We start from the raw sequence: 25247 nt of genomic DNA on the forward strand, positions 1-25247 counted from the left end.
TGCTTTTTAGACATAACGGTCCAGCTTGTTTTCGATGCGATCCTGGATAATAGAGAGTACGAAGCAAATCACCCAGTAAATAAGGGCCGCTTCCGCATAGACGAGCAGCGGCTCATATGTCGCAGCGACGACTTCTTGGGCTTTGCGAAACATCTCTGGTACCAGAACGACCGAAGCCAGGGAAGTATCCTTGACCAAACTAATAAACGAGTTGGACAAAGGAGGAATGGAGACGCGAGCTGCCTGTGGGAGCACGACTCTGCGCAGTGCTTGCCAGTAGGTCATCCCCACGGAGTAGGCTGCTTCCCATTGCCCTTTGTGAATGGACAAGATCGCGGCACGTACCACCTCGGAGGAATAGGCACCGACGCTGAGAGAGAAGCCGATGATTGCCGACGGTATCGGATCGATCATCAAGCCGATGCTCGGCAAGCCATAAAAAATGATGAACAATTGAACCAATAAAGGAGTACCGCGAATGATCGATACATAAAAGCGGGCGATGGCAATCAGTGGCTTTATGCCGGATAGGCGTGCCAGCGCAGTGAGAACCGCAATGATCAGACCAATGAAAAAGGAAGCGATGGCGATTGTCAAAGAATAGAGCAAGGCTCCTTTCAGCAGAGGAAGAAAGGAGCTTTGCGCGATATCGATCCATCGGTTCAGGCGTTCTGGGTTTTCAAAGAAGCTACTTAGAGACATCTGCACCAAACCATTTCTCTGATATTTTTGCGAGGGTACCATCTTTCGTCATGTCATCCAGTGCTTTGTTGAATGCATCAACCAGCTCTGTGCTGCCCTTGCGGAAGAGGAAGCCGTTTTTCGCTACGTTCGGATCTTTTGCGATAATTTTGATAGGAACATCAGGTTTTTGCTTCATGAAGTCCAACAGGGAAATCCCATCGTTAATCGTAATGTCTACACGCTTGGAAACAAGCAAGTCGATCGCTTGGTTAAAGCCTTCCACACCGACGATTTCCGCTCCGTTTTTCTTCGCGATATCGGTGAGGTTACTCGTCAATGTTTGCGCTGCTTTCAAACCTTTAATATCCTCGAAGCCTTTTACGGTCGTGTTGTCTTTATGGGTGACAAGGACCGCTGTGGATACGGTATACGGATTGGAGAAGTCGTATTTTTCCTGGCGATCAGGGCGAATGCCTACCTGATTCGCTACGACATCAAAGCGCTTGGAGTCAAGTCCAGCGAACATCGCATCCCATTGTGTTTCTTGAAACACAGGCTCTACGCCGATGCGCTTCGCTACCTCTGTGACGACCTCCACATCATAGCCCGTCAGCTTGCCAGACTGATCGTGGAACGTAAACGGCGCGTATGTGCCCTCGGTTCCGATCAGAATTTTACCGTCGGCTTTTACTTTTTCCAACAAGTTTTGTTCTTTTTTCTCTTCTGTTGGGGCAGGAGCGGCACTGTTTTGCGGTGGTTGTCCAGTTGAAGACGACCCGCAACCTGCCAATGCGACTAACAGAGTGGAAGCGAGAAGTGAAAATAATAGTTTTTTCATAAAATAACCCCCACTAAACCGATGTGAATTTTAATAGGAACATACTAAAAGGGACAGACAATTTTGTCAACGCCTAATAATTACTTCGTGATGTCCTCGCCGAACCATTTGACGGAAATTTTGGAAAGGGTGCCGTCCTGCTGCATCTCATCGAGCACCTTGTTAATCGCGTCGGTTAGTTCTGTACTTCCTTTACGGAACATGAAAGCGGTTGGTTGGCCATCTGCATTTTTCGCCACAACTTTGATTGGCGTATCCGGCTTTTGTTTCAGGAAATCAAGCACCGACAAATTATCGTTGAGCACAACGTCCACGCGTTTTTGTGCAATCAGGTCAATCGCTTGATTAAAATTGTCTACACCGACGATTTCCGCCTCATTGGCGCGTGCGAGGTCAGCGTAGTTGCTGGTCATGGATTGTCCGGCTTTTAATCCTTTGATATCCTTGAAGTCTTTGACGGTGTTATTGTCCTTGTGAGTCACCAATACCGCGCGAGAAATCGTATATGGCTTGGAGAAATCGTACTTTTCCTGACGATCAGGACGGATTCCTACCTGATTGGCAATGACGTCAAAGCGCTTGGAGTCGAGTCCCGCAAACATGGCATCCCACTGGGTTTCCTGGAACACAGGCTCTACACCGAGCCGCTTGGCAACTTCTGTGACAACCTCCACATCATAGCCGGTCAATTTGCCCGATTGATCATGGTACGTAAACGGAGAGTATGTACCTTCCGTACCAATGACGAGTTTTTTCTCGGCTTTCACTTTTTCTAGCAAATTTTGCGAAGCTGCTTGATCAGCTGGCGGAGTCGTATTATTCGGCTGAGAAGGAGAACCGGAAGTGCTGCATCCAACCATTCCCAGTAGCAGACAAGATAGTAAGGTAGACAGAATGACTTTTTTCATGTTGTAATCCCCTTTATGTTAATCGGATTTCATGGATTCATAGTAGTGGTCGTTCATGCCTTTGTCAATCTTTAAATTGTTAAATCCTATTCGATTACTATGAATTAAAAGGAAGAAGGCTCTATGTAGCTGCGGTGGGGAGAAGAATATTTCCAGTCTAGGCTCCAGGCTCCGTCCTGCTGGGGGGTGAGACTGTCCGCTCCGAAGGGATTCGCGGGGAAACGCAAAAGTGGTAGCCGCTACGTCGCGTGGGCACGGTTGCGTTTCTGTTGCCCGCGAATCCCTTCTCCGCTCGGTAGGACTCCACAAGTCGCTACGTCTGGAAATATTCTTCTCTGGCGTCACTGATGACATTTCTTCATTCTTTCAAAGCTTTAAAAAGCGGGGTAAACATGGAAAGCTCGTAGAGGAAACAGGAGAAAACAGCGAAGATCTTTGGTACACCGACCGAGACTCCATGCAAAAAGCGAAACACGCCCTTAAGCGTCCACCTCTGAAAAGGCATCCTGGAATGACCACTTTGGACGCGGTTTCGCTTTTTGCATGGAGGCGGGCAGTCAATCCCACAGCGGGTGGGACAAGAAGCTGAGCGTTTTCTCCTGTTTCCTCCCCACGACTACAGTAACGTTATACTTGTTCTCTTTTTTAAGATTCTCCATTCATACGGTGGCTATGTGCATGAGACGAAAACTTGGCGCAGAAGTAGTGGTTGAGGTTCCACGTCAAGAAGCGTACAATTAGTACGAATTGAAAGGCCTACAAGCAATTACGTGCTTGTTCTTCATAGGAGAGCGCACCGACAAAAGGAGTCAATCAACATGTTAAACGACTGGCGTATGTATACAGATGGAAGTGGAATGGAGCAAAAGCATGTAGCTTGGCATGAAGTGCTGAAGGAAATCGCTCAATTGGATGGAGTAACGCGGACATTGGTTCACGCAGCGTATGGAGACCATGTGGATTTGGTCGTAGCAGGCGGGAACAACGGCAAAGTATTGGTGCAATGGAAAGAACACGAGCCGGTTGAGCAGCACTTTGTCCTTGCGGCAGACAAGCAATCGGCTGTGATGTCCACGCTCGTCATCGAGGGTAGTGAAGTTGCCTTTCCCCTTTCCTGGTGTGTTCCGCTTGAGCGGGTTGTTCCTTTGTGCGGGGATTTGCTAAGAACATGTGAAAAAGGGGAGCCGACCGAACTCGAATGGCTTCCGGTAGAAATGTAGGCAGGAGGGCAGCATGGAACTACAAACGTTGCAGCAGTCCATCCTCATCATGGCCGTCATCATTGGGATCGGTAGCTTAATCGGCTACCGGCAACCCTTGACTGCGGACTCTCGCCAACTCGTCATCACGATTATTGTAAACGTAGCCATGCCGTGCATTATTTTAGACGGGATCTTTCAGACAACCATTGATCAGCAAATTTTATACCAAATTTTTGCAATATTCTTCATTTCGATTATCCTAAACTGCCTGGGCATTTTTATCGGCTGGCTAGGTGCGCGTGCACTTCCGCTCCCGGTGAAAAAACGCCGTGAGATTGCGCTCTTGTCCGGCTTGGGGAATACAGGCTTCATCGGTTTGCCGCTTTGTGCAGCATTGTTTGGGCCAAAAGGAGCGCTCTTGGCGGCTATTTTCGACGCAGGCGTGGATGTCGTACTATGGACAGTGGGTGTGATGATGCTCCAGGAAAAAGGAAGCTTCTCCTTAAAAGGGCTCAAGACACTCATCAACATTCCGATGATTGCGATCATATTTGGACTCGGTTCTGCCATCATCGGATTTGTGCCGCCTGAGCCTGTGAAACAGCTGTTTGGAACGCTGTCCAAGCTCGCCTCTCCGTTAGCCATGATGTACATTGGTATGCTCTTGCCTATGTTTTTGCGCAACAAACCGCAAGTATCATTGAAGCTTTTGAGTATGCCACTCGCATTTAAATTAGTTGTTTTTCCGCTGATGACGGCGTTTCTTTTGTCCGTTTTTTCAATCGACAGCGATATCGTCAGCGTTTCCCTTGTGCAAGTAGCAATGCCTACCCTGACATTGGCCTCGATCTTGTTCGGGCGCTATGCGGCGGATGAGGAGATGGGTGCCATGACGACGGTTTGTTCCACCTTGCTGGCGCTCTTGTCCATCCCGGTTGTTCTGGTTATGGGAAATTGGCTTTTGCACTAATCTCTCGCCAATCTCAGTCATAGTGAAACGAATCAGAGGAAACCTATGTCTAACAAGTAAAGAATGACGAAAATGATGATTAGGGATGGTGGAACAACAATGAAAGGCAAATCGATTTTGGCTGTTGCCCTGACACTGCAAGTGTTGGCGGCTTATCCTGTGCAGGCGGCAGTGTCTAGCACACCACAAACAATGACAGCTCCGATACTGGTAAACGGAGAGCAAGCTTCCTTGGTAAAAGCACCGCTTCTCGTCCAGCAGCGTACGTATGTCTCCGCCGAGGATGCGAGCCGGATTTTGGAAGGCACTTGGAAACAGGATGCAACGAATGGGGAAATGAAGCTGTCTAAAGGTACGCTGACGTTTGAACTCGCTACGGGAAAAGTAGCGTTGGATGGCAAGTCGCTGCAAAATGGGCAGGGCGCAATCGTGCGTGACAAGCAAGTGTATTTGCCTCTGAGATGGATGGCAGAGCAGGCTGGACATCAAATCACGTGGAATGCCGAGAAAAAGGCGGTGGAAGTTGTGGTTACCGGGGAAGAGAGTGCCTTTACGCTTGTCGATACAGATAAGCTGACAGAACAGGAACGTGCGTTTATTGACTCGGTAAAAGAAGAGCAAGGCATTCACAAGCAGGGAGACCTTTATGTCATCGCACGTGGGGCCTCACCGAATCCTGGCTACGGACTGCAAGTAACAAAAGTCGAGCAGAGCTGGGAGCAGCTTTTTGTGTATGTCAAACAAACGCTGCCTGATCCGGGTAGAATGTACCCGCAAGTGATTTCCTATCCGTATTTGGCGGCAAAAGTGAAGCTGCCACCTTACACGACGATTGTCTTTTTGGATGCAGAGACGAAGAAGCCGCTGTTTGCCACAGAGGGCAACGGAAGTCGATAAGAAAATCGGGTAAAAAACGTACAGGGTCTGCTAGTAAGGAGTACATAGCAGGCCCTCTTGTTTTTGTGTGACTCCTGATGTAAGATATGGTTGTGATTTCCTATCCCTTGAGAAATGGAGGTGTGTGTACGTGTTCGGAACTCTGCAAGCATGGTTTGTGGTAGAAACTTCCAGTATGACGCATGATTTTGCATTCAACGGGACCAGTCTGTCCTTTTTTGCGCATACAACTGAACGGAGTTTCCATAGGCGTACCATGCATCGATCAGGGGCGGTTTGTTCTTGACTATAATGGGTAACTGACGTAAGGTCGGTCCCTTTCACGATGCCGCAGGTAATGGCCTGCGGCTTTTTTGCGTCCACTCGCACGTGCGGTGTGGTATCAAAAATTGTGCCGGGGCCACCAGGAAGTCCATTATTTTGAACCGTTACCAACTTTTCGAGGAGGAAATAATCATGATTATTGTCGCGACACAGCAATTGCAGAAATCGTACGGAGCAGATCCGGTTTTACAAGATATCACATTGGAAATCAAAGTAGGAGAACGCGTCGGGATCGTCGGACCGAATGGAGCAGGCAAAACTACATTGTTCAAGCTGCTGGCTGGTATCGAAGGCCCCGATTCTGGTGAGCTTTTTCGGGCAAAAGGAACGATATGGGCGTACCTGCCGCAAACGCCGAAGTATCCGGCTGAGTGGACGGGGGCGGATGTGGTAGCCAGCGCTTTTGCAGATGTCATCAAGCTGCAGGAGCAGATGCGCGAACTCGAGCAACAGATGGGATTGCTTTACGAAAATGAACAAGAGCTAAACCGCCTCATGCTGCGCTATCAAAAGCTGCAAGATGAATTTGAACAACTCGATGGCTATCAGTGGGAGACGAAAATGACCCAGGTGACACAGGGCTTGGGAGTTAGTTCAGAACTGTTAGCAACACCTTTTGCCCAACTCAGCGGTGGGGAAAAGACGAAAGCTGGTCTTGCAAAGCTACTCTGCCAACAAAGCGATGTTCTACTCCTGGATGAGCCGACCAACCATTTGGATGTGGAGTCGATGGAGTGGCTAGAGGAGTTTTTAAAAAATTATCAGGGCACGATCCTGATCATCTCCCATGACCGTTATTTTTTGGATGCGGTCGTCACGTCTGTCTATCATGTGGACGGAGGAGAAGCCGAATTTTATATCGGCAATTACAGTGCGTTCGCTACGGAGCGTGAAGAACGCTTGCTGCGCCAGTTTGCCGCTTATCAGGAACAGCAGAAGCAGATTAAGAAAATGAAAGAGACGATCAAACGGCTCAAGGAGTGGGGCAATCGCTCCAATCCGCCGAACGAGGCTTTTCACCGTAGGGCAAAAAGCATGGAAAAAGCGCTAGCGAGGATTGAGCGTATCGAGCGACCGAAAATGGAAGCGGATCGCATGGGCTTGCAGTTTATGAAAACCGACCGAAGCGGGCAGGATGTGCTGAAAGCGACGGGGGTACAGAAAACATTTGGCGGAAAACAGTTGTTTGCGGACGCTAGCTTTTTATTGCGCTTTGGCGAGAGAAAAGCGCTGCTTGGACCAAATGGCTGCGGTAAATCTACGCTGATTCGCATGCTTCTGGGAGAGGTCGAGCCAGACGCAGGTACGCTCAAAATTGGTAGTAGTGTTAAGGTAGGATACTTGTCACAGCAAGCTTTGGAAGGGGATCAAAACCAGCGGCTGATTGACGTTTTCCGTGAAGTAGCCAGAGTAACGGAACCGGAAGCACGACATTTACTGGCACGGTTTATGTTTTACGGCGAACAAGTTTTCAAGCGGATCGGGCAGTTGAGTGGCGGAGAGCGGATGCGACTACGATTGGCGCAAATGATGCATCAGGAAATCAACCTGCTCATTCTGGACGAACCGACCAACCATCTGGATATCGAAGCGCGAGAAACCTTGGAGGAAGCGTTGGCCGATTTTCGCGGGTCGTTGTTTATCATCTCGCATGATCGCTATTTCCTGCAAAAGATGGCAGATGGTGTGTTTTGGGTGGAAAATAAGCGGTTGGTTCACGATGTGGGTTCCTATGAGGAAGCAAGGGAAAAACAAAAACAGAGGATCGCTGCTCGTGCCAGTAAGCCGGAGGAAATAGAGCGGAAGCAGCCAGTCATCAAGCAAGTTCAAGAGACGGCCGTGACGAATGCGACAGCCAAACGTCCGAATCCTTACAAGCTGTCAGAGCTTGAACAAAAAATAGCTTCATTAGAAGGAAGAAAAGGTGAACTGACGTCCTTGCTCCAGAGTGAAGGCGCAGATTACGAGCAGTTAGTGGCTTGGCAACAAGCGATCGATCAGGTGCAGCAGGAGATAGAGGTAACCTTTTCGGCTTGGATGGAGCTACAGGAACAGTAGGTTGCAATAAAAATAGCACCGCCAGCCAAGTGTTGAATGCTGGCGGTGCTTCCTTTTGTATCGCTTACGATTGCGCTTGTGTGCTCGGTTCTGGCAGGCGACGATGGCTGCTGACGAACCAAAGGAGGAGCAATACCATCAAGACCCCTCCGAGGAAGAACGGACCGCTGTGGGAGACTTGGTAAACTGCTCCACCAGCTAATGGACCTAAGATCCGCCCAAGGCTGTCCATCGAGCTGATTGCCCCACTCGTCACGCCTTGGCCTTGCGTCGTCCGTTGGGTGATCATTGCTGTAGCTGTCGCTCTGATCATTCCTTGACCCGCTCCGAATAACGAGAGGATCAGCGCCAGCACCCAAAAGTTACCCGACAGTGGAATGGCAAAAAAGCCAATGCCGTAAAGAATCATCCCAATGACGAGGACACTTGCTTCCCCTAGCTGTTTGACCATTCTTCCGATGAGCCCGCCTTGTACTGCGGCAGCGATCAAGCCCATGACGAGAAACATGTAGCCGAGGTCTTTGGAGGTAAAACCGTACAAATCACTTATGTACAGGGCAAAAGTCGTTTCCAGTCCGGAAAAAGCAAAGGAGACGGTGAACAAAATACCGTACAGCAAGGACATGGAACCGAACAAAGAGACAAACGGATTTTGCCGCTGTTCTTTTTGCAGATTCGCCCGTTTTTCTTTCGGCAAGCTCTCTGGCAAGGCAAACAGGATCAGGAAAAACGTAAGCAACGCCACGATACCCGAAGCGTAGAAGGGAACGGCAAAGCCGAATTCACTGAGCAGTCCACCAATTACCGGACCGAAGACAAAGCTAAGTCCAATCCCGGCGCCAATGATCCCCATCCCTTTTGCCCGTTCTTCTGAAGGGAAGAGATCCGCCACCATAGCGGTTACGGTTGGTAATGCGGCAGCCGAGACGATTCCACCCAAAATGCGATACAGGAGCATTTCTGTATAACTGTCAGCTAGTCCAAACAGGATAAAGGTGATGGAGAAGCCGAACAGCCCGAATGATATGAGTGGCTTTCGCCCGACTCTGTCTGAAAGTGCTCCCCAAATCGGTGCAAACACCAGCTGCATAATATTGTAGCTGGCAAAAAGCACGCCGATTTGAAACGAAGTCGCGCCCAATTTTTCCGCGAAAAAGGGAAGAATGGGGATAATGATGCCAAAACCGAGCATGATGAAAAAAGCAATAAAGAACAAGAGGGCAAGGTGCTTCTTATTCACTACGTCTACCTCTTTTCGCACAAAAATCTGTTCAAGCGGATTGTTTGCTTTTTCCACCTTACGTGAAGGAAAAGGCGAAGTCAAGCCAGCAACGTGGGCAGTTATGGCAATACGTGTTATAATAGAAAAGAAATAAGAATGGCTACCTATATTGTCAAGTATATATCCATGAGGTGTATGTTACATGTCTACTGCGATGCTTTACTACCTGGCCTGGCATGAAGATGATTGGCTGGATGAAGTGCTCGATCGTTTTCCTGAGATCAATGCCATTGTGCCTTCGGTCAAAACGTTTGAGTTGCTGGCTAAACAAAGAGAGTCCGGAGAAGTTGAGCGAGCTGTCCTCGTTCTGAATGCGGCTGTCGAACAGGAGAGATGCAAGGAGTTTTTACGCTTGTGTCAAGAACATCCACAGTTGTCCGCGGACCCTTTGTATATCGTCGGATTGAAACCGGAAGAGGAGGAGGCGTGGCAAGAAGCGTATCCACACGCGAAGATCATCGTCATTACCGGCTTTGCTGTCGAGTTTGATTACGATGCCGTCCTCGCAAGGATGGAAATCGATCTGGAGGGAGCTCATTGAAAATAAACCCGAATGAATTCGATTTGAAGGCGTTTCTGCACCGTTTCGGATTATTTATTTATACAGGTGATCCAGAAGGGGATTTGCTGTTGATAGAAGATGAAATTCGGGAGCTATATGAGCTGAATGTCATTGACAAGGAAGAGTTCATTGAAGTCATGTCAGCGTTGCGCAGCAAGCGTAAGGCTGACGGAAGAGAATAGAGAGTAAGAACGTGTTTGCCAAGCCGTGTGTATGCGGTAGTTGGTGAACACGTTTTTTGTTTTGGAATCTAAAATTCTATTTTGTAAGAAATTCTTCAGAAATACTTATCCTTTTCTTAAGGATTTCTGTCTTCTTTTGAAAGGTTTACCCGTTAGGATAGAGTGCAGAGAGAAAGGAGGCGGCACAGGTGGAGTTTACAGGGTATTACGAGCTATTCTGGGAGATGGTTACAGGCATGCTGGGAAAATTTATTCCTGATGAGATTACGGTCATGACCGTGGGGGCGCAGATTGCCAATACAGGAGCGGACTTTTTTGCAGCATTTGCCGTCATATACCCCGTTTTTTTCATCGTATCTTGCGTGGGGTACTTACTGGGAGCGAAGGCATTTGGCTTAATGACCCGGAATCTGGGCTTGCGTGCTGATTTACTGTCAGCATGGCGCGGGTCAATGGGCTGGCTGCTTGCTTTTTGTATCTTTCTTCCGATTATTCGTCATATCGTGCCTATCCTCGCCGGTGCCAGCCGAATGCCGCTTCGGCAGTTCCTCCTATTCTTTTTGCCGAGCAGTATCATTTGGACCTTGCATTACTTAGTGGCTGGCTATTGGTTCTCTGATCAATTGGAAATATTGATTGCGGGAGTTTATCAATATAGCAAAATTACGTTGACGATCGTTTGTTTAGCAGGGTTCTCGTTCCTTATGATTCGCCAGTTGCAGCGTCTTGGTGGAATGAAAGAACCTCGAACGAATAAGCAACCACCTGTTTCGTGATCGATACGAATTTCTAGAGTGCGGTGTCTACTATCCACGAGCTTTTCGGATGGCAGGCGCCTTTTTGTTTTGCGGATTTATTATCGTTATGTTCTGATATTTTTAAAAGTTTGTAAAGAATAAGTTTACATATGGTAATAATGGGGTAGATTACCAAATGTCGTCGTGAAATGAATTTCCATTTTTAAAAATTTGTGTGATTGGAGGCTTTTGCATGAGGAGCATAAAAAATGTGCTGGTAACCATTTTGGCTGCCATCACCATCGGTATTTTTATTCTTCAGCTAGTTTTTGGTTTTCTCCAGTTTGAGCAAATTATCTCGAATGAAGTAGAAGAAAAGCTACAAATGCAGGTAGCCAAAGAGGCGGCATATCTGAATGGTATGCTGGACAAGACAGGCAAGCTCTCGGAAACACTCACTTATTCTGTCTCTCATGGCTCTAAGGAAACAATCAAGCATATCGAAGGGACGCTGGTCGATGTCGTAGCGTCTGAGCCTTTGATTGTGGGCGGTGGATTCTGGATGGAGCCCTACAGCTTCGACAACTCGCAAAAGCTGTACGGTAGGTACGCTATCCGGAATAATGACAAAGTAGAGCTCGATCCGGCTTACAGCGACGGCAGCTATGATTATCTCGCACAGGATTGGTACAAGGCGGGGATGGTTGACAAACGATACGTGTGGACCGAGCCGTATGCCGACCCGATTTCCAAAGTTCCTATGGTTACAGCCATTGCGCCCATTAAAGTGGGAGGCAAGATCAGCGGTACGACGACATTGGATATCGGGCTTACAGAGCTTAACAAAAGTATCGAAAATCTGAAGGTTGGTGAAACAGGCTACGGCTTTATCGTTTCCAAGTCGGGTATTTACGTTTCCCATCGCGATGCACAAAAGAACTTGCAGGTGAAAATTACGGACGAGTCTGAAACAGGATTGCGGGACATTGCCAATCAAATAACAGAAGCAACCGCAACGGGTATGACGCAAGCAACCATAGATGGACAAAATCAATACGTCACCTTCGCTCCAATCGGGGAAACAGGCATGACGCTAGCGACTGTCATGCCCGCAGCAGAGATTAACGGACCGATTACCCAATACTTTTACATCAGCCTGATTATTTTTGGTGTCTCCATCAGCATTTTCCTCGTGATCTTGTACTGGTTCATCAATCGACAGGTAGCACGTCCACTGTTGCAACTGAAAGCAGGCATCGTCAACTTGGTGGAAAAAAAGGATTTAACCCAGACGATCCCAATCCGGCGCAAGGATGAGATTGGCGACGTAGCGACAGCAGTGAATGCATTCATTGAAGATCTGCACGGAATGATGAAAAATTTTAGTGGCTATACCGGTCAAGTAGGAACAGTCTCGGAAACTTCCGCAACGAAGGCTCATGAAGCACGACTTGCCTTTGGGCAGGTGGCCTCGTCGTTCCAAGAGGTAGCAACTGGGACGGAGAATCAACAGCATAGTGCCGAAGAAAGTGCGCGTGCTATGGAAGAGATGGCGATCGGTATTCAGCGGATTGCCGAAGCTTCCTCCACGATGGCCGAATCGTCGAAACATATGGCAAACGAAGCGGTGGCGGGCAACCAATCCGTAGAAAAGGTGTCAGGACAGATGGATTCGATCAACCGATCCGTAAGCCATTCTGCCGATGTCGTTCGTTCGCTGGATAGCCGCTCAGCAGAAATCTCACAGATCGTGGAAGTAATCGCAAGCATCGCATCCCAGACGAACCTGTTGGCACTCAATGCGGCGATTGAAGCTGCGCGTGCAGGGGAACAGGGTAGAGGCTTCGCTGTGGTAGCGGATGAAGTGCGCAAGCTGGCAGAGCAGTCCAACGAATCGGCCAACCAAATTGCCAACCTGATTACCGAAATCCAACGGGAAACGACTTCAGCAGTACAAGCCATGGATGAGGGAACGCGCGAGGTCGAAACTGGAATCCAGATCGCCCATGAGACAGGGGAAGCATTCCGCCGGATCATGGATTCTACCCAGGATGTATCAGATCAGATTCAGGAGATTTCCTCCGTTGCAGAGCAAATGTCAGCGGCAACGGAACAGGTGACGGCATCCATTTTGCAGTTGTCCTCGATTGCAAAGGAATCTGCCGCAAGTGCATCGAGTGTGGCTGCTTCAACGGAAGAGCAGCGCATCTCGATGAACCAGCTCTCTACATCCGCAGAGCAGCTAAACCAGATGGCAAAAGAATTACAGCAAATGATCAACCGTTTCACACTCTAACCACTTTGTTTGTTTGCAAAAAAATGCAAAATGATGAACTGCTGCTGTCTTACGATGGGAGCAGTTCATTTATTGACAGAAAAATACAAGTCAGAATATAATGAATACAAAATAAAGCAAATCAAAGCAATATTTTGCAAACAAAAATCCGAGGCTGGTGGAACAGAATGCAAAACCATAAGTATGACGTTGTGGTGATTGGTGGTGGAGTAGTCGGTACAGCCATATTACGCGCCCTTTCGTTTTATCAACTGAAACTGCTTTTAATCGAAAAGCAGCCTGACGTTTGTGAAGGGACAAGCAAGGCGAACAGTGGGATCGTTCATACTGGGTTTGATGCAAAGCCAGGCACGGTTGAGGCAGAATGCCTTCGCCGCTCCCGCAGCCTATGGCCGATGTTGGTTGAGAATCTGAGAATCCCCTTCATTCCGTGCGGCGCCGTAATGGTGGCGACCAACGAAGAAGAAAAGCAGATAATCGAAACCACCTATGTTCCCAATGCAAAGGCGAATGACGTAGATGTTCACTGGATGTCTGCTGAGGAGATTCTGGAGATGAATCCCGCTGTGACAGCCAAGGTAACAGGCGGATTGGCAGTACCGGGTGAAGCGATTTGCGATCCATTCTGGGCCACCAGAGCTTTCGGAGAGATAGCAGTACTAAACGGCGCGGAGGTTGTACTTGGGCAAGGCGTCTCCCACATCGAGAATGTATCGGATGGAGAGGACTTGCGCCTTACGCTGGAAAATGGTGAAACGGTCACGACCAGATATGCGGTGAATGCGGCTGGATTATGGTCCGATGAAATTGCCCGGATGGTGGGAGATGAGAGCTTCTCGATTTCACCGCGTAAAGGCCAGTTTATCCTGACCGAAGAGGCGATATCCATCTCCTCGATCATCTTGCCTGTTCCTACGAAAACCTCCAAGGGCGTGTTGGTTTCGCCAGTGGTGTTCGGCGGTTTTTTGCTTGGGCCAACGGCGGAGGATCAAGCGGACAAATGGGATCGCTCCACCTCACAGGTCGGCATGGAATCGGTGCTGGCAGGCTGTGAGAAATTGGTGCCCGACTCTCGGAAGTTTTCGACGATTCGTCAGTTTGCTGGGGTCAGGGCAGTTTGCAGCGAAGGAGATTTTGTCATCCGTCCGTCCGCTGTACAGCCACGCATGATTCATGCCGCCGGGATTCGTTCCACTGGACTCTCTGCTTCCCCTGGCATAGCAGAGCTGGTAGTGGAAACGCTCCAGAATGCGGGGCTGGAGCTACAAGCAAACGAACAGGCACAGCATGCCCTGCCGGACCTCTTTTCAGAAGAGCAGGAAACAGGAGAAATCATTTGTCTGTGCCGCTCCATTACCCGGAGTGAGATCGTCAATGCCTTAAAGCGTCCACTCACCCCGCAGACCATTGATGGAGTGAAGCGGCGGACGGGTGCCACCTTAGGAGAATGCCAAGGAAACTGCTGTATTCCCAAAATCATCGATGTTATGGCCGAGACCTATCCTGAACAGACCGGGAAGCAGCCTTTAAAAGGAGTACGAAACTCTTATCTAGCTGTATCACAAGGAGAGAAGCAGGCATGATGTATGAATTGGTGATCATTGGAGCAGGAATCTCGGGATTGACGGCAGCCCTTTCAGCGTGGGAGAGAGGAGTCAGCTCTGTTCTGATGATCGATTACCAGAAGAGAAGAGGTGGCTTCACCTTACCGTATTGGAGCTCTGACGAGTTTGCTCCAGAACGGGGACTGCTGGAAAAAGCGTCGTCGCTTCCCTACGAGATTCACGAACAATCAACAGTCGTCGGTTTTTTCCCAGGGGCAAACGGTCAACTGCACCAGTTGTACGTCCAGTCGCCGATGGGCACCTATTCTATTGAGGCAAAAAAGGTACTGATCGCCTCAGGCTCACTGGAAAAACCGCGTGAGGCGCACAAAATCCCGGGGACACGTCCGGCAGGTGTCATGACCCCGCTGATGGCGATGCAGCTGATAGAGCGAGGACATCAGCCAGGCCGCAAGATTGTGTTGATCGAGAATGGCCGAATCTCTCGCAGTACAGCGACCCTTCTGGAAAAAGAGACGAGCAATCTGGTCAAATATGCGGAGTCAGATTGGGAGCTTGTCTCTATCAAGGGATTGTCCCGTGTAGAAGGAGTGCAGCTGCGGAATCGGATGACGGATGAGATAGACGAAGTGGCGTGTGATACGCTCATTTTTGCAAAAGGTCGGGTGCCCTGCACGTTTTTCTTGAAAGGAACGCCAATCGAGCGAGATCATCACGATGCGATTATCGTAGATGCCACGGGGAAAACGAATCTGCCTGACATTTATGCAGCAGGGAGCTGTACCTGCCTTGGCGACGATGATCACACCAATTCGATGGAATTGGCAAAAGAAACAGCCAAGTATCTCTTTTAAAGCGATCATCAGAAGGGAGAGTTTACGATGAAGCTATCCGATTCGTTTACGATTCAGGCAAGCAAAGCGGATGTATGGTCAGTCTTTATGGATGTGGAAAAGCTGTCAGGCTGCGTACCAGGCTGCAAAGAAGTAAAAATGAGCAGCCCCACCCGTTATGAAGCGAACATGGAAGTGAAAATTCAGTTTATGACGATTCAATTTCGCGTCACGGGGGAATTAAAAGAAGCGGTAGAAGGAGAAGCGCTGCAAGTGGAGATGACCGGACAACCGGTAGCGTTGGCAGGATTGTTCCGCAATCAATTGCACCTTCAGCTAAAAGAGGAGCAGCCGGGAACCACACGGGTGCAATACGAGATGGATTTGCAAATGACAGGACGACTGGCATCATTAGGAGATATACTAATGAAGGGGACTGTGAAGAAAAAGGCAGAAGAATTTGCGACGAACGTCCAGACCCTGTTCCAGTCTAGTCAGGAGATTTACAATTAAGAGAAGATGGTGATCATCCATGCTACAAGAAGATAGACAGCAGCTGATCCTGCAAATGCTACAAGAAAATCAATCCGTTCGAATTGCAGAGCTATGCAGCCGATTAATGGTGACGCGCGAAACAATCAGGCGTGATTTGTATGAAATGGAGCAGCAGGGACTACTCAAGAAGGTGCATGGTGGCGCTATTCTGAATAAAACCAACGTGGAGCCTCCTTATGCCAAGCGGAGTGGATTAAACTTGGCGGAGAAGGAGGCGATTGCGGTCGCCGCCGCCTCCTTGGTGGAGGACGGCGACGCAATCTATATTGATTTGGGCACGACGACACAATTGTTCGCCAAACACCTTTACCATAAAAAAGGAATTACGGTGATAACCAATGCGCTACTGGTGGCATTGGAACTATCTCATCACCCGGATGCAAAGGTGATCATGAGTGGGGGTGAATTGCGTGCAGGGGATCTGGCCATGTCCGGACCGATCGCCAGGAAAAGCCTCGAGGGGTTGTTTGTGGACAAAGCGTTTATTGGTGTAGGGGGATTAGCAGCAGAAACTGGTTTTACGGATTACCATGTGGGCGAGTCAGACATCAGGCAGCTGATGCTTACAAACGCCAAAGAAACATATGCACTGATTGATCATTCCAAAATAAATGTAACCGCTTTTATGAGGGTGGCAGAGCTATCCGACATCGACGTAGTCATTACAGATGAGGAACTACCCCAATCACTTGCTGGGCGACTCGCTCAGGAAGGATTGCAAGTCATCGTTGCTAAGACATCCGTGTAAAGCAAATGGTGAGGGAGGCAATCAATGGTGAAACAATCGGTACAAGCAAATGATTCGCAAGATATGCAAACGTATCATTATAAGCAAGAATTGAGACGGACATTAAAACTGTTCAGTTCGTTTGCCGTCGCGTTTTCTTTCATTTCCATTACCACAGGCATTTTTAGCAATTATGGATTTGTGCTTAGTACGGCAGGGCCGGCTGGTATCTGGACCTGGCCGATTGTAACCATTGGGCATTTGTTAGTGGCCATTATTTTTGCCGAGCTGGCTGGACGAATTCCATTGAGCGGTTATTCCTATCAATGGGTGACACGTCTTGCCAACCCGGGACTGGGTTGGTTTGCTGGCTGGATTGCCTTTTGCTTTCTCGTTATCGTGGTTCCAACCGTCGATTATGCGCTGGCGCCCATCATTGCCGAGATGTTTGGCTGGGATACAGGCGCAAAGACGCTAGTCTGGATCGTGATTGGTACGCTGGTCGTACAAGCTTTATTAAACATTTATGGAGTGAAGCTGGCTACTCGTATTAATGATATCGCCGTATACACCGAAGTGATCGGTATGGTTGGGATCGTTGTGGTGTTGGGGGCAGTTGTGATGTACAACGGGGCAAATTGGAGCATGCTGACCGATATCGGTACGGCTACGACTCAATCGGACGGATCGTACCTAGGCGCTTTTATCATGGCTGCGCTGATGGGATCCTTTACATTGGTAGGTTTCGAGGCTGCTGCGAATCTTTCTGAGGAGACGATCAATGCGAAGAAAACGGTGCCTCGTGCCATGATTTTATCCGTATTACTGAGTGGTGTGATCGGTTTCTTGCTGTTGATCGTGATCTCTGTTGCCATTACGGATCTGCCGACTGTGCTCGGTGCAGCGAATCCGATTCCGTACATTTTGCAAACAAGTCTTGGCTCTGCTGTATCTAGCTTCTTTCTGGTGCTTTGTCTCATTTCCATCTTCGCGTGCGGTCTGATCATCATGGCTTCCGCTTCCCGACTCATCTATGCGTTGTCACGCGACAATGTATTCTTCGCTTCCTCCATCTTCAAGAAGGTATCACCTCAGACTTCCGTACCAACAAATGCCGTTTTACTCGTTTTAGTGCTGGGCATTCTCGCTGTGTTATTCGCAGATTCCCTGACCCTTCTAGTAGGGGCCACCTCGGTTCTGCCTGCCCTTCTCTATCTGACAACGATTATGGCTTACGCATGGAAACGCAAGGAACTGCCCAAATCGAAGTATTTTGACCTGGGCAAGTGGCGCACACCTCTCACTTTCCTTGCGATCGTATGGTTGATCTTTGAAATTGGCATCTTGACCATTCCGGAAAATTTCCATAGCGTAGCGATCGTGGCAGCTACCTTGCTGGCTGTAGGTGTCATTTTGTATCATCTGCTGTTCCGCAAAGGGATTATGGAGGGCCGTATCGGCATAAAAGACAGAACATTCGGATTTGATGAAGAGAAAGAAGATCATTCAGCCTAGAATAATGAAAAAGGAGTCTGCTGTATGGAGAAGTATTCGCTGTCGATCGATCAGGGAACAACTGGGACCAAGGTACTGCTGGTAAATCATCATGGACGGGTTGCTGCCGAAAGCTATCAGAAGCACACGCAATATTATCCACAATCCGGATGGGTGGAGCATAACCCGGAGGAGATCTGGGAAAAGGTCTTGATGGGAGTCGCTGACGTGCTGCTCAAAGGACAAATCGAACCTGAGCAGGTGGAAGCGGTAGGCTTAGCCAATCAGGGGGAAACGGTCCTCTTCTGGGATTCGGTAAGCGGAGAGCCGCTTTATCCGGCTGTCGTCTGGTCGTGTCGCCGCTCCGATCAAATCGCCGAGCGTTGGAAGGCGGATGGGGAGTGGGCACAGAAGGTGGCCGAGAAAACCGGACTTTTGATTGACCCGTATTTTTCTGCGACCAAAATCAGATGGATGATGGAGGAAGTGCCTCTGGTGCAAGAAAAGATCCGACAGCGGCAGGCTTATTGCAGCACGCTTGACTCTTGGCTGATCTGGCATATGACAGGAGGCGCCTCGTATGTAACGGATGCTTCCACTGCTGCCCGAACGCTGTTGTTTGCTCATCGGCAGGGGAAATGGGATGAGGAAATATTGCGGTATTTGGAAATAGAGGAAGACTGGCTGCCTCAGGTTTGTCCAACAGTTGGTTCTTTTGGTAGTACGAATCCGAATAAATTTTGTGGCATCCAAGCACCGATTCTCGTCAGCCAGGTGGATCAACCAGCCGCCCTTTACGGTCATCTCTGCATAGAGCCGGGTATGTCCAAATGTACGTATGGCACGGGCTGCTTCGCTTACATGAACGTGGGAAACGAGCCGCCTGCTACGAAAGAGAGCGGACTTTTGACGACGCTCGTCTGGAAACGCGGGGCGCAACATACTTATGCGCTTGATGGCGCGATTTATGCGGCGGGGTCTGCTGTCGAATGGGGAAAGGAGCAGCTTGGGCTGTATCAGGATATAGACGAGCTGCAACGATGGTCGGAGCAGTGGTATGAAGAACTGCACAAGGGAGAAGCCCCAACCAATCTTTTATTTATCCCAGCATTGAATGGGATCGGCACGCCATACTGGAACTCGGAGGCGAGAGGGGTGTTTCTCGGACTCTCCCAGCATACTGACCGACCGCTGATGGCAAAAGCGGTGCTGGAAGGGATCGCTCACCGTGTAGCGGATGTGTTTGTCACAATGGAACAGGCTGTTGGACAAAAGATTTCCGTCTTGCGTGTAGATGGCGGCTTGACGGACAATCCGTATTTGATGCAGTTTCAGGCAGACCTGCTGGGTGTTCCGGTTGAGGTTCCTGAGATCAATGAAACAACAGCGATGGGGATTGCGTTTCTGCTCGGGGAAGAGTGCGGCTGGTGGTCGACGAAAGATTTGGAAGCGCGGATGAAGGTAGGGCGTCGCTATGAACCGACACTTGATGAAGCGGTGAGGAACAGACTGCGTGCGCGTTGGAACAAGGCGGTTCATCTTCTGTTACAGCTAAGCGAAGGGTAACGTAAAAAAGCAACCAACTGCCAAAGCGAGTACAACGCTTTTAGCAGATTGGTTGCTTTTTATTATTTCTTCATCTCGAATGCAGGCTCCCAGCCAAAGCTGTCAAACCACTGCTTTCGTCTAAAGTTCGAGAGAGCTTGTCTCACATAAGGAATGACGTTCGGGGGTAATTTATCCATGTCCACCCATACCAGCTCATCGCATTTATTCGGCTCGGCATTGATAATTTCTCCGCGCCATTCAGTGGTAGCGACAAAAAAATCGATACGCTCATCATTGGAGCGACGATGCATGACGCCTACTATCTCCAAGCTCGCTGGATCGATGTCAATTCCGCATTCTTCTTTGGCCTCGCGGGTCGCGGCTGTCTTTACTTCTTCATTCCCGTCCAGATGTCCAGCAGGAACACTGTAATTGCCGTCTTCGTAGCCGGTATTGTAGCGGCGTAATAACAAGATTTGCGCATCCTTCACCAGGAAAAGGTGAACAGCTACCTGCATCGCGAAGCGCTCTTTCTGCATGCGGATTCTCCTCTATTAATGATATTCTTCCGGACGATGATTCTCGGCAGCTTGTCTACGGCGTTCCATTCTGTTTTTTTTCAAAATAGGAGAGCTGGTCATAGCGAAGAGCAGCATACCAATTCCAGCAACACCTAAAACGATCCCGATAGTAAGATACAGCCAATTCATTAAAAAGACCTCCTTAATTCATGCAAAGCGAACATGATTATGAATGGGAACTATGCTATAATGGCACAGTGTGTTTTTACCTGATTCTCGGTAGTAATTTCTAGAAAACGCAGGGAGGATTTTGCGAGATGACTCAGCATACGTCTGTTGATCAGCTATCCATTAATACCATCCGCACGTTGGCGATTGATGCCATCGAGAAGGCGAATTCCGGTCACCCGGGAATGCCGATGGGTGCAGCCCCTATGGCACATGTACTGTGGAGCCGCTTTATGAAAGTAAATCCGAGCAATCCAAAATGGATTGACCGTGACCGTTTTGTCCTCTCAGCAGGACATGGCTCTATGCTATTATACTCGATGTTGCATCTGATGAAATACGATGTTTCACTGGAAGACCTACATAACTTCCGTCAATGGGGCAGCAAAACGCCTGGTCACCCTGAGTTTGGACACACGGCGGGTGTTGACGCGACAACGGGTCCTCTGGGACAAGGGATCGCGATGGCTGTCGGTATGGCGATGGCTGAAAAGCACATGGCAGCTGTTTACAACCGCGACAATTTTGACATCGTTGACCATTACACATACGTGATCTGCGGCGACGGTGACCTGATGGAGGGTGTATCCAGCGAGTCTTCCTCTCTGGCTGCTCACCTGAAACTGGGCAAAATGATTGTGCTCTACGATTCGAACGATATCTCTCTGGATGGCGAGCTTTCCCGTTCCTTCTCTGAAAATGTAGCGGGTCGCTACCAAGCGTATGGTTGGCAATACATTCGCGTAGAAGACGGCAATGATCTGGCTGCTATTGACGCGGCTATCGCAGAAGCGAAAAAAGATTTGGATCGTCCTACCTTGATCGAAGTAAAAACCGTCATTGGATACGGAAGCCCGAACAAAGGCGGCTCCAGCTCTTCTCACGGCGCACCGCTTGGAAAAGACGAAGTGAAGCTGACAAAAGCAAACTACGAGTGGAACCATGATAATGAGTTCCACGTACCACAAGAAGTGACTGATTTCTACGCAGGCTTGGCTGATGCTGGCGAAAAAGCAGAAGCTGCTTGGCGCGACCTGTTTGCTGCTTACGCAAAAGCGTATCCAGAACTGGCGCTGCAATTTACGACTGCAGAAGAAGGTCATCTGCCTGCTGGATGGGACAATCATATGCCGACGTATGAAGCTGGCGCGAAGCTGGCGACACGCGTTGCTTCCGGTAATGCGATCAATGCATTGGCAAACAGCGTTCCGTTCTTCCTGGGCGGTTCTGCTGACTTGGCACATTCCAACAACACGGTGATTAAAGAAGCGGGCAACTTCCTGCCAGGTTCTTATGATGGCCGCAACATTTGGTTTGGTGTTCGTGAATTCGCGATGGGTGCAGCCCTCAACGGTATGGCACTCCACGGTGGCGTAAAAGTATACGGCGGTACGTTCTTCGTATTCTCCGACTACGTGCGTCCGGCGATTCGCCTCTCTGCACTGATGAAGCAGCCAGTTGTCTACGTATTTACACATGACTCGATCGCAGTTGGTGAAGACGGACCGACGCATGAGCCGATTGAGCAGCTCGCTTCCTTGCGTGCGATGCCAGGCCTGACCATTCTTCGTCCGTCTGATGCAGTAGAAACGAACGAGGCTTGGAAATATGCTGTATCCCGCACAGATGAGCCAGTCGTACTGGTGCTGACTCGTCAAAACCTGCCAGTCCTTCCTGAGACTATTGAGAAAGCGGCAGAAGGCGTAAGCAAAGGTGCGTATGTTCTCGCAGACGCACCAAGCGGCAACCCGCAGCTCATCCTGTTGGCAACTGGTTCTGAGGTATCCCTCGTGATGCAGGCGCGTGAGCAACTCCTCGCGAAAGGTATTGAAACACGCGTTGTTTCTATGCCAAGCTGGAACCTGTTCGAGCGTCAACCGAAAGAATATCGCGACACTGTGATTCCACCAGCTGTAAAAGCACGCGTGGCGGTAGAAATGGGCTCTCCAATGGGATGGGAGCGTTACGCTGGCGATTACGGTACAGTCATCGCAATCGATCAGTTTGGCGCATCTGCACCGGGTGAGCGCATCATGAAGGAATACGGCTTCACGGTAGAAAATGTAGTGGCTGAAGCAGAAAAACTGCTGAAATAAATCGTAAACCTTTAGGGAAAAGCCTATCTTCTGTTTCAGGAGATAGGCTTTTCCAGTGACAAACGGAATTTTGTATGGAATGATAGACTACAACCCAAAAACAGAAACTTTTTTGAAATGGGACCGTCTATATAAGATGTGGGGGAGAGAGAGAAGACCAGGAGGTAAATAATGGCAGCAAAGGCCAAGAAGAAAGTCAGGAAGAAAAAGAACAACTTGCTGATGATTGCCGTATCGTTTGCAATATTCCTTTTCCTTAGTGTGATTGGGGGCTACTTCGCCCTGTTGTATGCGGGAGACCGGATGATTGAGCAAAACGTACAAAAGCTACAGGACTTAAAAGCAGAACCAACTGTCATATACGACAAAAACGGGAAAGAAATGACGAGTCTGATTCGTCAAAAGAACCGTATATACAAACCGATTAATGAAATGCCAAAGACTCTGATCGATGCTTTCCTCGCCGTAGAGGATAAGCGCTTTTATGAGCACAAAGGCGTCGATATGGTTCGGATCGGCGGCGCCATCGTCAATGACATCAAAAAAGGATCGTTAGCTGAAGGGGGAAGTACCATTACCCAACAGCTGGCTAGAAACGTCTTTCTCACCCTAGACCAAACGTTCTGGCGTAAAACAAAAGAAATGAGTATCGCGATTGGCTTGGAGCGCAAGTACTCCAAGGATCAAATTTTAGAGATGTACTTGAACCGCGTTTATTTGGGCGAAGGGGAGTTTGGGGTAGAGGATGCTGCCCAGTATTACTTCGGCAAGTCGGTAAGCGATGATAAGTTTACTGTTGCGGAAGCAGCGATGCTGGCAGCTATTCCAAAAGCACCGACTACTTATTCACCCTTTAACAATCCAGAAAAGGCGAAACTGCGTCGAGACACCGTTATTCGTCTGATGCATGAGCAAGGAATCATTACCGATGAGCAAAAAGAGGCAGCTCAAGCAGAGCCATTGCCGAAAGAACCGCATGAAGTGGCGGGTGGCAGCTTGAAAAAAGGCTATCGCGCGTTTTTTGACAATATGGTAGAAGAATCCGAAGCCACGTTCGGCGTGACAGAAGAAGAATTGTACCGCGGAGGCTGGAACATTTACACGACCTTCGATCCGAAAGTACAGGATGCCATGGTAGAGGAATATGCCAATGCCAAAAACTTCCCGAAAGACGGCGCCAAGCGCGGTGTAGAATCATCGATGATTGTCATCGACGCGAAAACGGGCGGAATTGCCGGGATGGTGGGCGGACGCAACTATGCGCCAAAAGGCTTTAACTATGCGACAGACATGAAGCGTCAGCCGGGTTCCAGCTTTAAGCCGATTGCGGTGTTCGCTCCGGCCGTAAATAAAGATATTAACAAATGGAACTCGAATTCGCAGCTGAGCAACAAAAGGCAGAGCTTCAATGGCTATGAGCCGCGCAACTACAATAACCGTTACACTGAAACGATGAACATGAACCGGGCGATGATCGACTCTGCGAATATCCCGCCAGTATGGTTATTAAATGAAATCGGCGTATCAGAAAGCTTGGAATACCTCAAGAAAGTCGGCATTGAGCTGACTCCAAACGATCGAAACCTAGCAATTGCCCTCGGGGGCTTGAGTTTAGGTACATCCCCGCTGGAAATGGCTCAGGCGTACACGCCTTTTGTCAATGGAGGGGTTGTGTCTGAGACGCACTCGATTACGAAGGTGGAGAACAAGGACGAGGGTGTTGTCCGTGAATACCAGCCAAAACAATCTGAGGCGCTGAAGCCGGAAGCAGCTTGGGAAGTTCATACGATGCTGGAGAGAGCCGTTCAGGAAGGGACAGGGAAGGCAGCGCGTATCTCTGGCCGCCATGTTGCAGGTAAAACCGGTACGACCCAATCGATAGCAGGCGACAGCAAAGCAAACAAGGATGCTTGGTTCGTCGGATATACTCCGGAATATGTCGGTGCCGTTTGGATGGGCTTCGATCCGGAGGACAAACAGCATTTGATGCACCAAGGAAGTAGCATGACGGCGCAAATGTTCTCCAAAGTGTTTGCAACAGCCTTAAAAGGTGTGCCGTCATCGGACTTCGTTCGACCAGAAGGCGTGGTACAACATAAACAAGAGGAAGTTGAACCCGAAATCCAATTGGCTGCAGACATGACATTGGATAATAACCAATTGAAGGTAGTGCTTAGCTGGATTGGCGGAGCTGAAGGTAGTACGTACGATTTGTACCGCATTAGCGAAAACGGCGAAAGACAACTCATCTCTGCGGGTATGAAGGAAACCTCGTTCGTAGATTTGCTGGATAGTCCAAGACAATATCGTTATCAAGTCGTTCCGAGAAATGCACAAGGCGAGGAAGGCACACCTTCAAAAGAAGTCCCAATCGACTCCAAGAAACTGGAGAATATGATTAATCAAGATCCAGGTCATAACGAGGAAGGCAGCGATCAGGGGCAGAATCCGGGGGGGACCGAAAATGGAAATGGTGAAATTCCACCTGACCAAGGTACCGGAGAAACTGGTGAGCATACAAATAATGGAGATGGTAGCCAACCGCCAAATCAGGGAACAGGTGAGGTTCCACCTGACATCGTGAATCCAGACCCTAGTCAGACAAATGGTTCCTCCAATGAAATTCAATTACCGCCACCTCCACAAGAGGAAGGGCAGAACCAGTTCCCAGCTGGATCAAACGGCTAAAGATTAGCCCAGCAAGAACGATTCAAAACCGATTCGACTATTTGCACAGCTT

22 protein-coding genes are annotated in these 25247 nt (G+C 49.1%); 16 read left to right on the forward strand and 6 right to left on the reverse strand.

Annotated features, from left to right (window positions below; all coding sequences use genetic code 11):
• Positions 1-6: 6 nt before the first annotated feature.
• The 3 genes from HP399_RS09145 to HP399_RS09155 form a co-directional block, all read right to left on the reverse strand.
• The gene (locus HP399_RS09145; protein ID WP_173618616.1) at positions 7-702 is read right to left on the reverse strand and encodes an amino acid ABC transporter permease; all 696 of its coding nucleotides are present in this window, start codon (positions 700-702) and stop codon (positions 7-9) included.
• Complete coding sequence (locus HP399_RS09150) at positions 689-1522, reverse strand: amino acid ABC transporter substrate-binding protein (protein WP_173618615.1); 834 nt, start codon at positions 1520-1522, stop codon at positions 689-691. The genes HP399_RS09145 and HP399_RS09150 overlap by 14 nt, the downstream gene beginning before the upstream one ends.
• An 80-nt stretch (positions 1523-1602) precedes the next feature.
• A complete protein-coding gene (locus HP399_RS09155) occupies positions 1603-2430 on the reverse strand; it encodes an amino acid ABC transporter substrate-binding protein (RefSeq protein WP_173618614.1) in 828 nt (275 codons plus the stop codon).
• Between the two features lie 818 nt (positions 2431-3248).
• Between HP399_RS09155 and HP399_RS09160 the strand changes: the two genes are divergently transcribed.
• From HP399_RS09160 to abc-f, 4 genes are all read left to right on the forward strand, one after another.
• Positions 3249-3650: a hypothetical protein gene (locus HP399_RS09160; RefSeq protein WP_007721540.1), complete on the forward strand. Its 402-nt coding sequence runs from the start codon at positions 3249-3251 to the stop codon at positions 3648-3650.
• A gap of 13 nt (positions 3651-3663) precedes the next feature.
• On the forward strand, positions 3664-4602 hold the full coding sequence (locus tag HP399_RS09165) for an AEC family transporter (RefSeq protein ID WP_173618613.1): 939 nt from the start codon (positions 3664-3666) through the stop codon (positions 4600-4602).
• 99 nt (positions 4603-4701) lie between these two features.
• Positions 4702-5499 (forward strand): stalk domain-containing protein, encoded by a 798-nt coding sequence (locus HP399_RS09170; protein WP_173618612.1) that lies wholly within the window; start codon positions 4702-4704, stop codon positions 5497-5499.
• 456 nt (positions 5500-5955) lie between these two features.
• Positions 5956-7881, forward strand: coding sequence for a ribosomal protection-like ABC-F family protein (gene abc-f, locus HP399_RS09175; RefSeq protein WP_173618611.1), 1926 nt, complete (start codon positions 5956-5958; stop codon positions 7879-7881).
• A 64-nt stretch (positions 7882-7945) separates the two neighbouring features.
• Here abc-f and HP399_RS09180 read toward each other — a convergent pair whose 3' ends face one another.
• Positions 7946-9283 (reverse strand): MFS transporter, encoded by a 1338-nt coding sequence (locus tag HP399_RS09180; RefSeq protein WP_370642735.1) that lies wholly within the window; start codon positions 9281-9283, stop codon positions 7946-7948.
• A 22-nt stretch (positions 9284-9305) separates the two neighbouring features.
• Here HP399_RS09180 and HP399_RS09185 point away from each other — a divergent pair, with 22 nt between their 5' ends.
• The 10 genes from HP399_RS09185 to HP399_RS09230 all read left to right on the forward strand — a co-directional run bounded on the left by HP399_RS09185 (position 9306) and on the right by HP399_RS09230 (position 19680).
• Positions 9306-9704 carry a hypothetical protein gene (locus HP399_RS09185; protein ID WP_016743052.1) on the forward strand — a complete coding sequence of 133 codons (399 nt, stop codon included), beginning with the start codon at positions 9306-9308 and terminating at the stop codon, positions 9702-9704.
• Positions 9701-9907 carry a YqgQ family protein gene (locus HP399_RS09190; RefSeq protein ID WP_173618610.1) on the forward strand — a complete coding sequence of 69 codons (207 nt, stop codon included), beginning with the start codon at positions 9701-9703 and terminating at the stop codon, positions 9905-9907. Before HP399_RS09185 ends, HP399_RS09190 begins: the two co-directional genes overlap by 4 nt.
• Before the next feature lie 188 nt (positions 9908-10095).
• Positions 10096-10683, forward strand: a complete 588-nt coding sequence (locus HP399_RS09195; protein ID WP_173618609.1) for a DedA family protein — start codon at positions 10096-10098, stop codon at positions 10681-10683.
• 214 nt (positions 10684-10897) lie between these two features.
• Entirely contained in the window at positions 10898-12940 is a 2043-nt protein-coding gene (locus HP399_RS09200; RefSeq protein WP_173618608.1) for a methyl-accepting chemotaxis protein, read from the forward strand.
• Between the two features lie 167 nt (positions 12941-13107).
• Entirely contained in the window at positions 13108-14523 is a 1416-nt protein-coding gene (locus HP399_RS09205; RefSeq protein ID WP_173618607.1) for an NAD(P)/FAD-dependent oxidoreductase, read from the forward strand.
• Positions 14520-15359 (forward strand): NAD(P)/FAD-dependent oxidoreductase, encoded by an 840-nt coding sequence (locus HP399_RS09210; protein WP_173618606.1) that lies wholly within the window; start codon positions 14520-14522, stop codon positions 15357-15359. The genes HP399_RS09205 and HP399_RS09210 overlap by 4 nt, the downstream gene beginning before the upstream one ends.
• A 27-nt stretch (positions 15360-15386) precedes the next feature.
• Entirely contained in the window at positions 15387-15851 is a 465-nt protein-coding gene (locus tag HP399_RS09215) for an SRPBCC family protein (RefSeq protein ID WP_173618605.1), read from the forward strand.
• Between the two features lie 19 nt (positions 15852-15870).
• A complete protein-coding gene (locus HP399_RS09220) occupies positions 15871-16641 on the forward strand; it encodes a DeoR/GlpR family DNA-binding transcription regulator (RefSeq protein ID WP_173618604.1) in 771 nt (256 codons plus the stop codon).
• A gap of 24 nt (positions 16642-16665) precedes the next feature.
• Positions 16666-18135: an amino acid permease gene (locus HP399_RS09225; protein ID WP_173618603.1), complete on the forward strand. Its 1470-nt coding sequence runs from the start codon at positions 16666-16668 to the stop codon at positions 18133-18135.
• Between the two features lie 24 nt (positions 18136-18159).
• Positions 18160-19680, forward strand: a complete 1521-nt coding sequence (locus HP399_RS09230) for an FGGY family carbohydrate kinase (protein ID WP_173618602.1) — start codon at positions 18160-18162, stop codon at positions 19678-19680.
• 62 nt (positions 19681-19742) lie between these two features.
• Here the strand turns inward: HP399_RS09230 and HP399_RS09235 are convergent, their stop codons facing one another.
• The gene (locus tag HP399_RS09235; protein WP_173618601.1) at positions 19743-20201 is read right to left on the reverse strand and encodes an NUDIX hydrolase; all 459 of its coding nucleotides are present in this window, start codon (positions 20199-20201) and stop codon (positions 19743-19745) included.
• Positions 20202-20216: 15 nt separating this feature from the next.
• Entirely contained in the window at positions 20217-20372 is a 156-nt protein-coding gene (locus HP399_RS09240) for a hypothetical protein (RefSeq protein ID WP_007721505.1), read from the reverse strand.
• Between the two features lie 128 nt (positions 20373-20500).
• Between HP399_RS09240 and tkt the strand changes: the two genes are divergently transcribed.
• Together tkt and HP399_RS09250 are read left to right on the forward strand one after the other, a co-directional pair.
• Positions 20501-22507, forward strand: a complete 2007-nt coding sequence (gene tkt, locus HP399_RS09245) for a transketolase (RefSeq protein WP_173618600.1) — start codon at positions 20501-20503, stop codon at positions 22505-22507.
• Between the two features lie 171 nt (positions 22508-22678).
• The gene (locus tag HP399_RS09250) at positions 22679-25195 is read left to right on the forward strand and encodes a PBP1A family penicillin-binding protein (protein ID WP_173618599.1); all 2517 of its coding nucleotides are present in this window, start codon (positions 22679-22681) and stop codon (positions 25193-25195) included.
• Positions 25196-25247: the final 52 nt, after the last annotated feature.

The sequence above is a fragment of the Brevibacillus sp. DP1.3A genome, from assembly GCF_013284245.2.
Taxonomy (GTDB): domain Bacteria; phylum Bacillota; class Bacilli; order Brevibacillales; family Brevibacillaceae; genus Brevibacillus.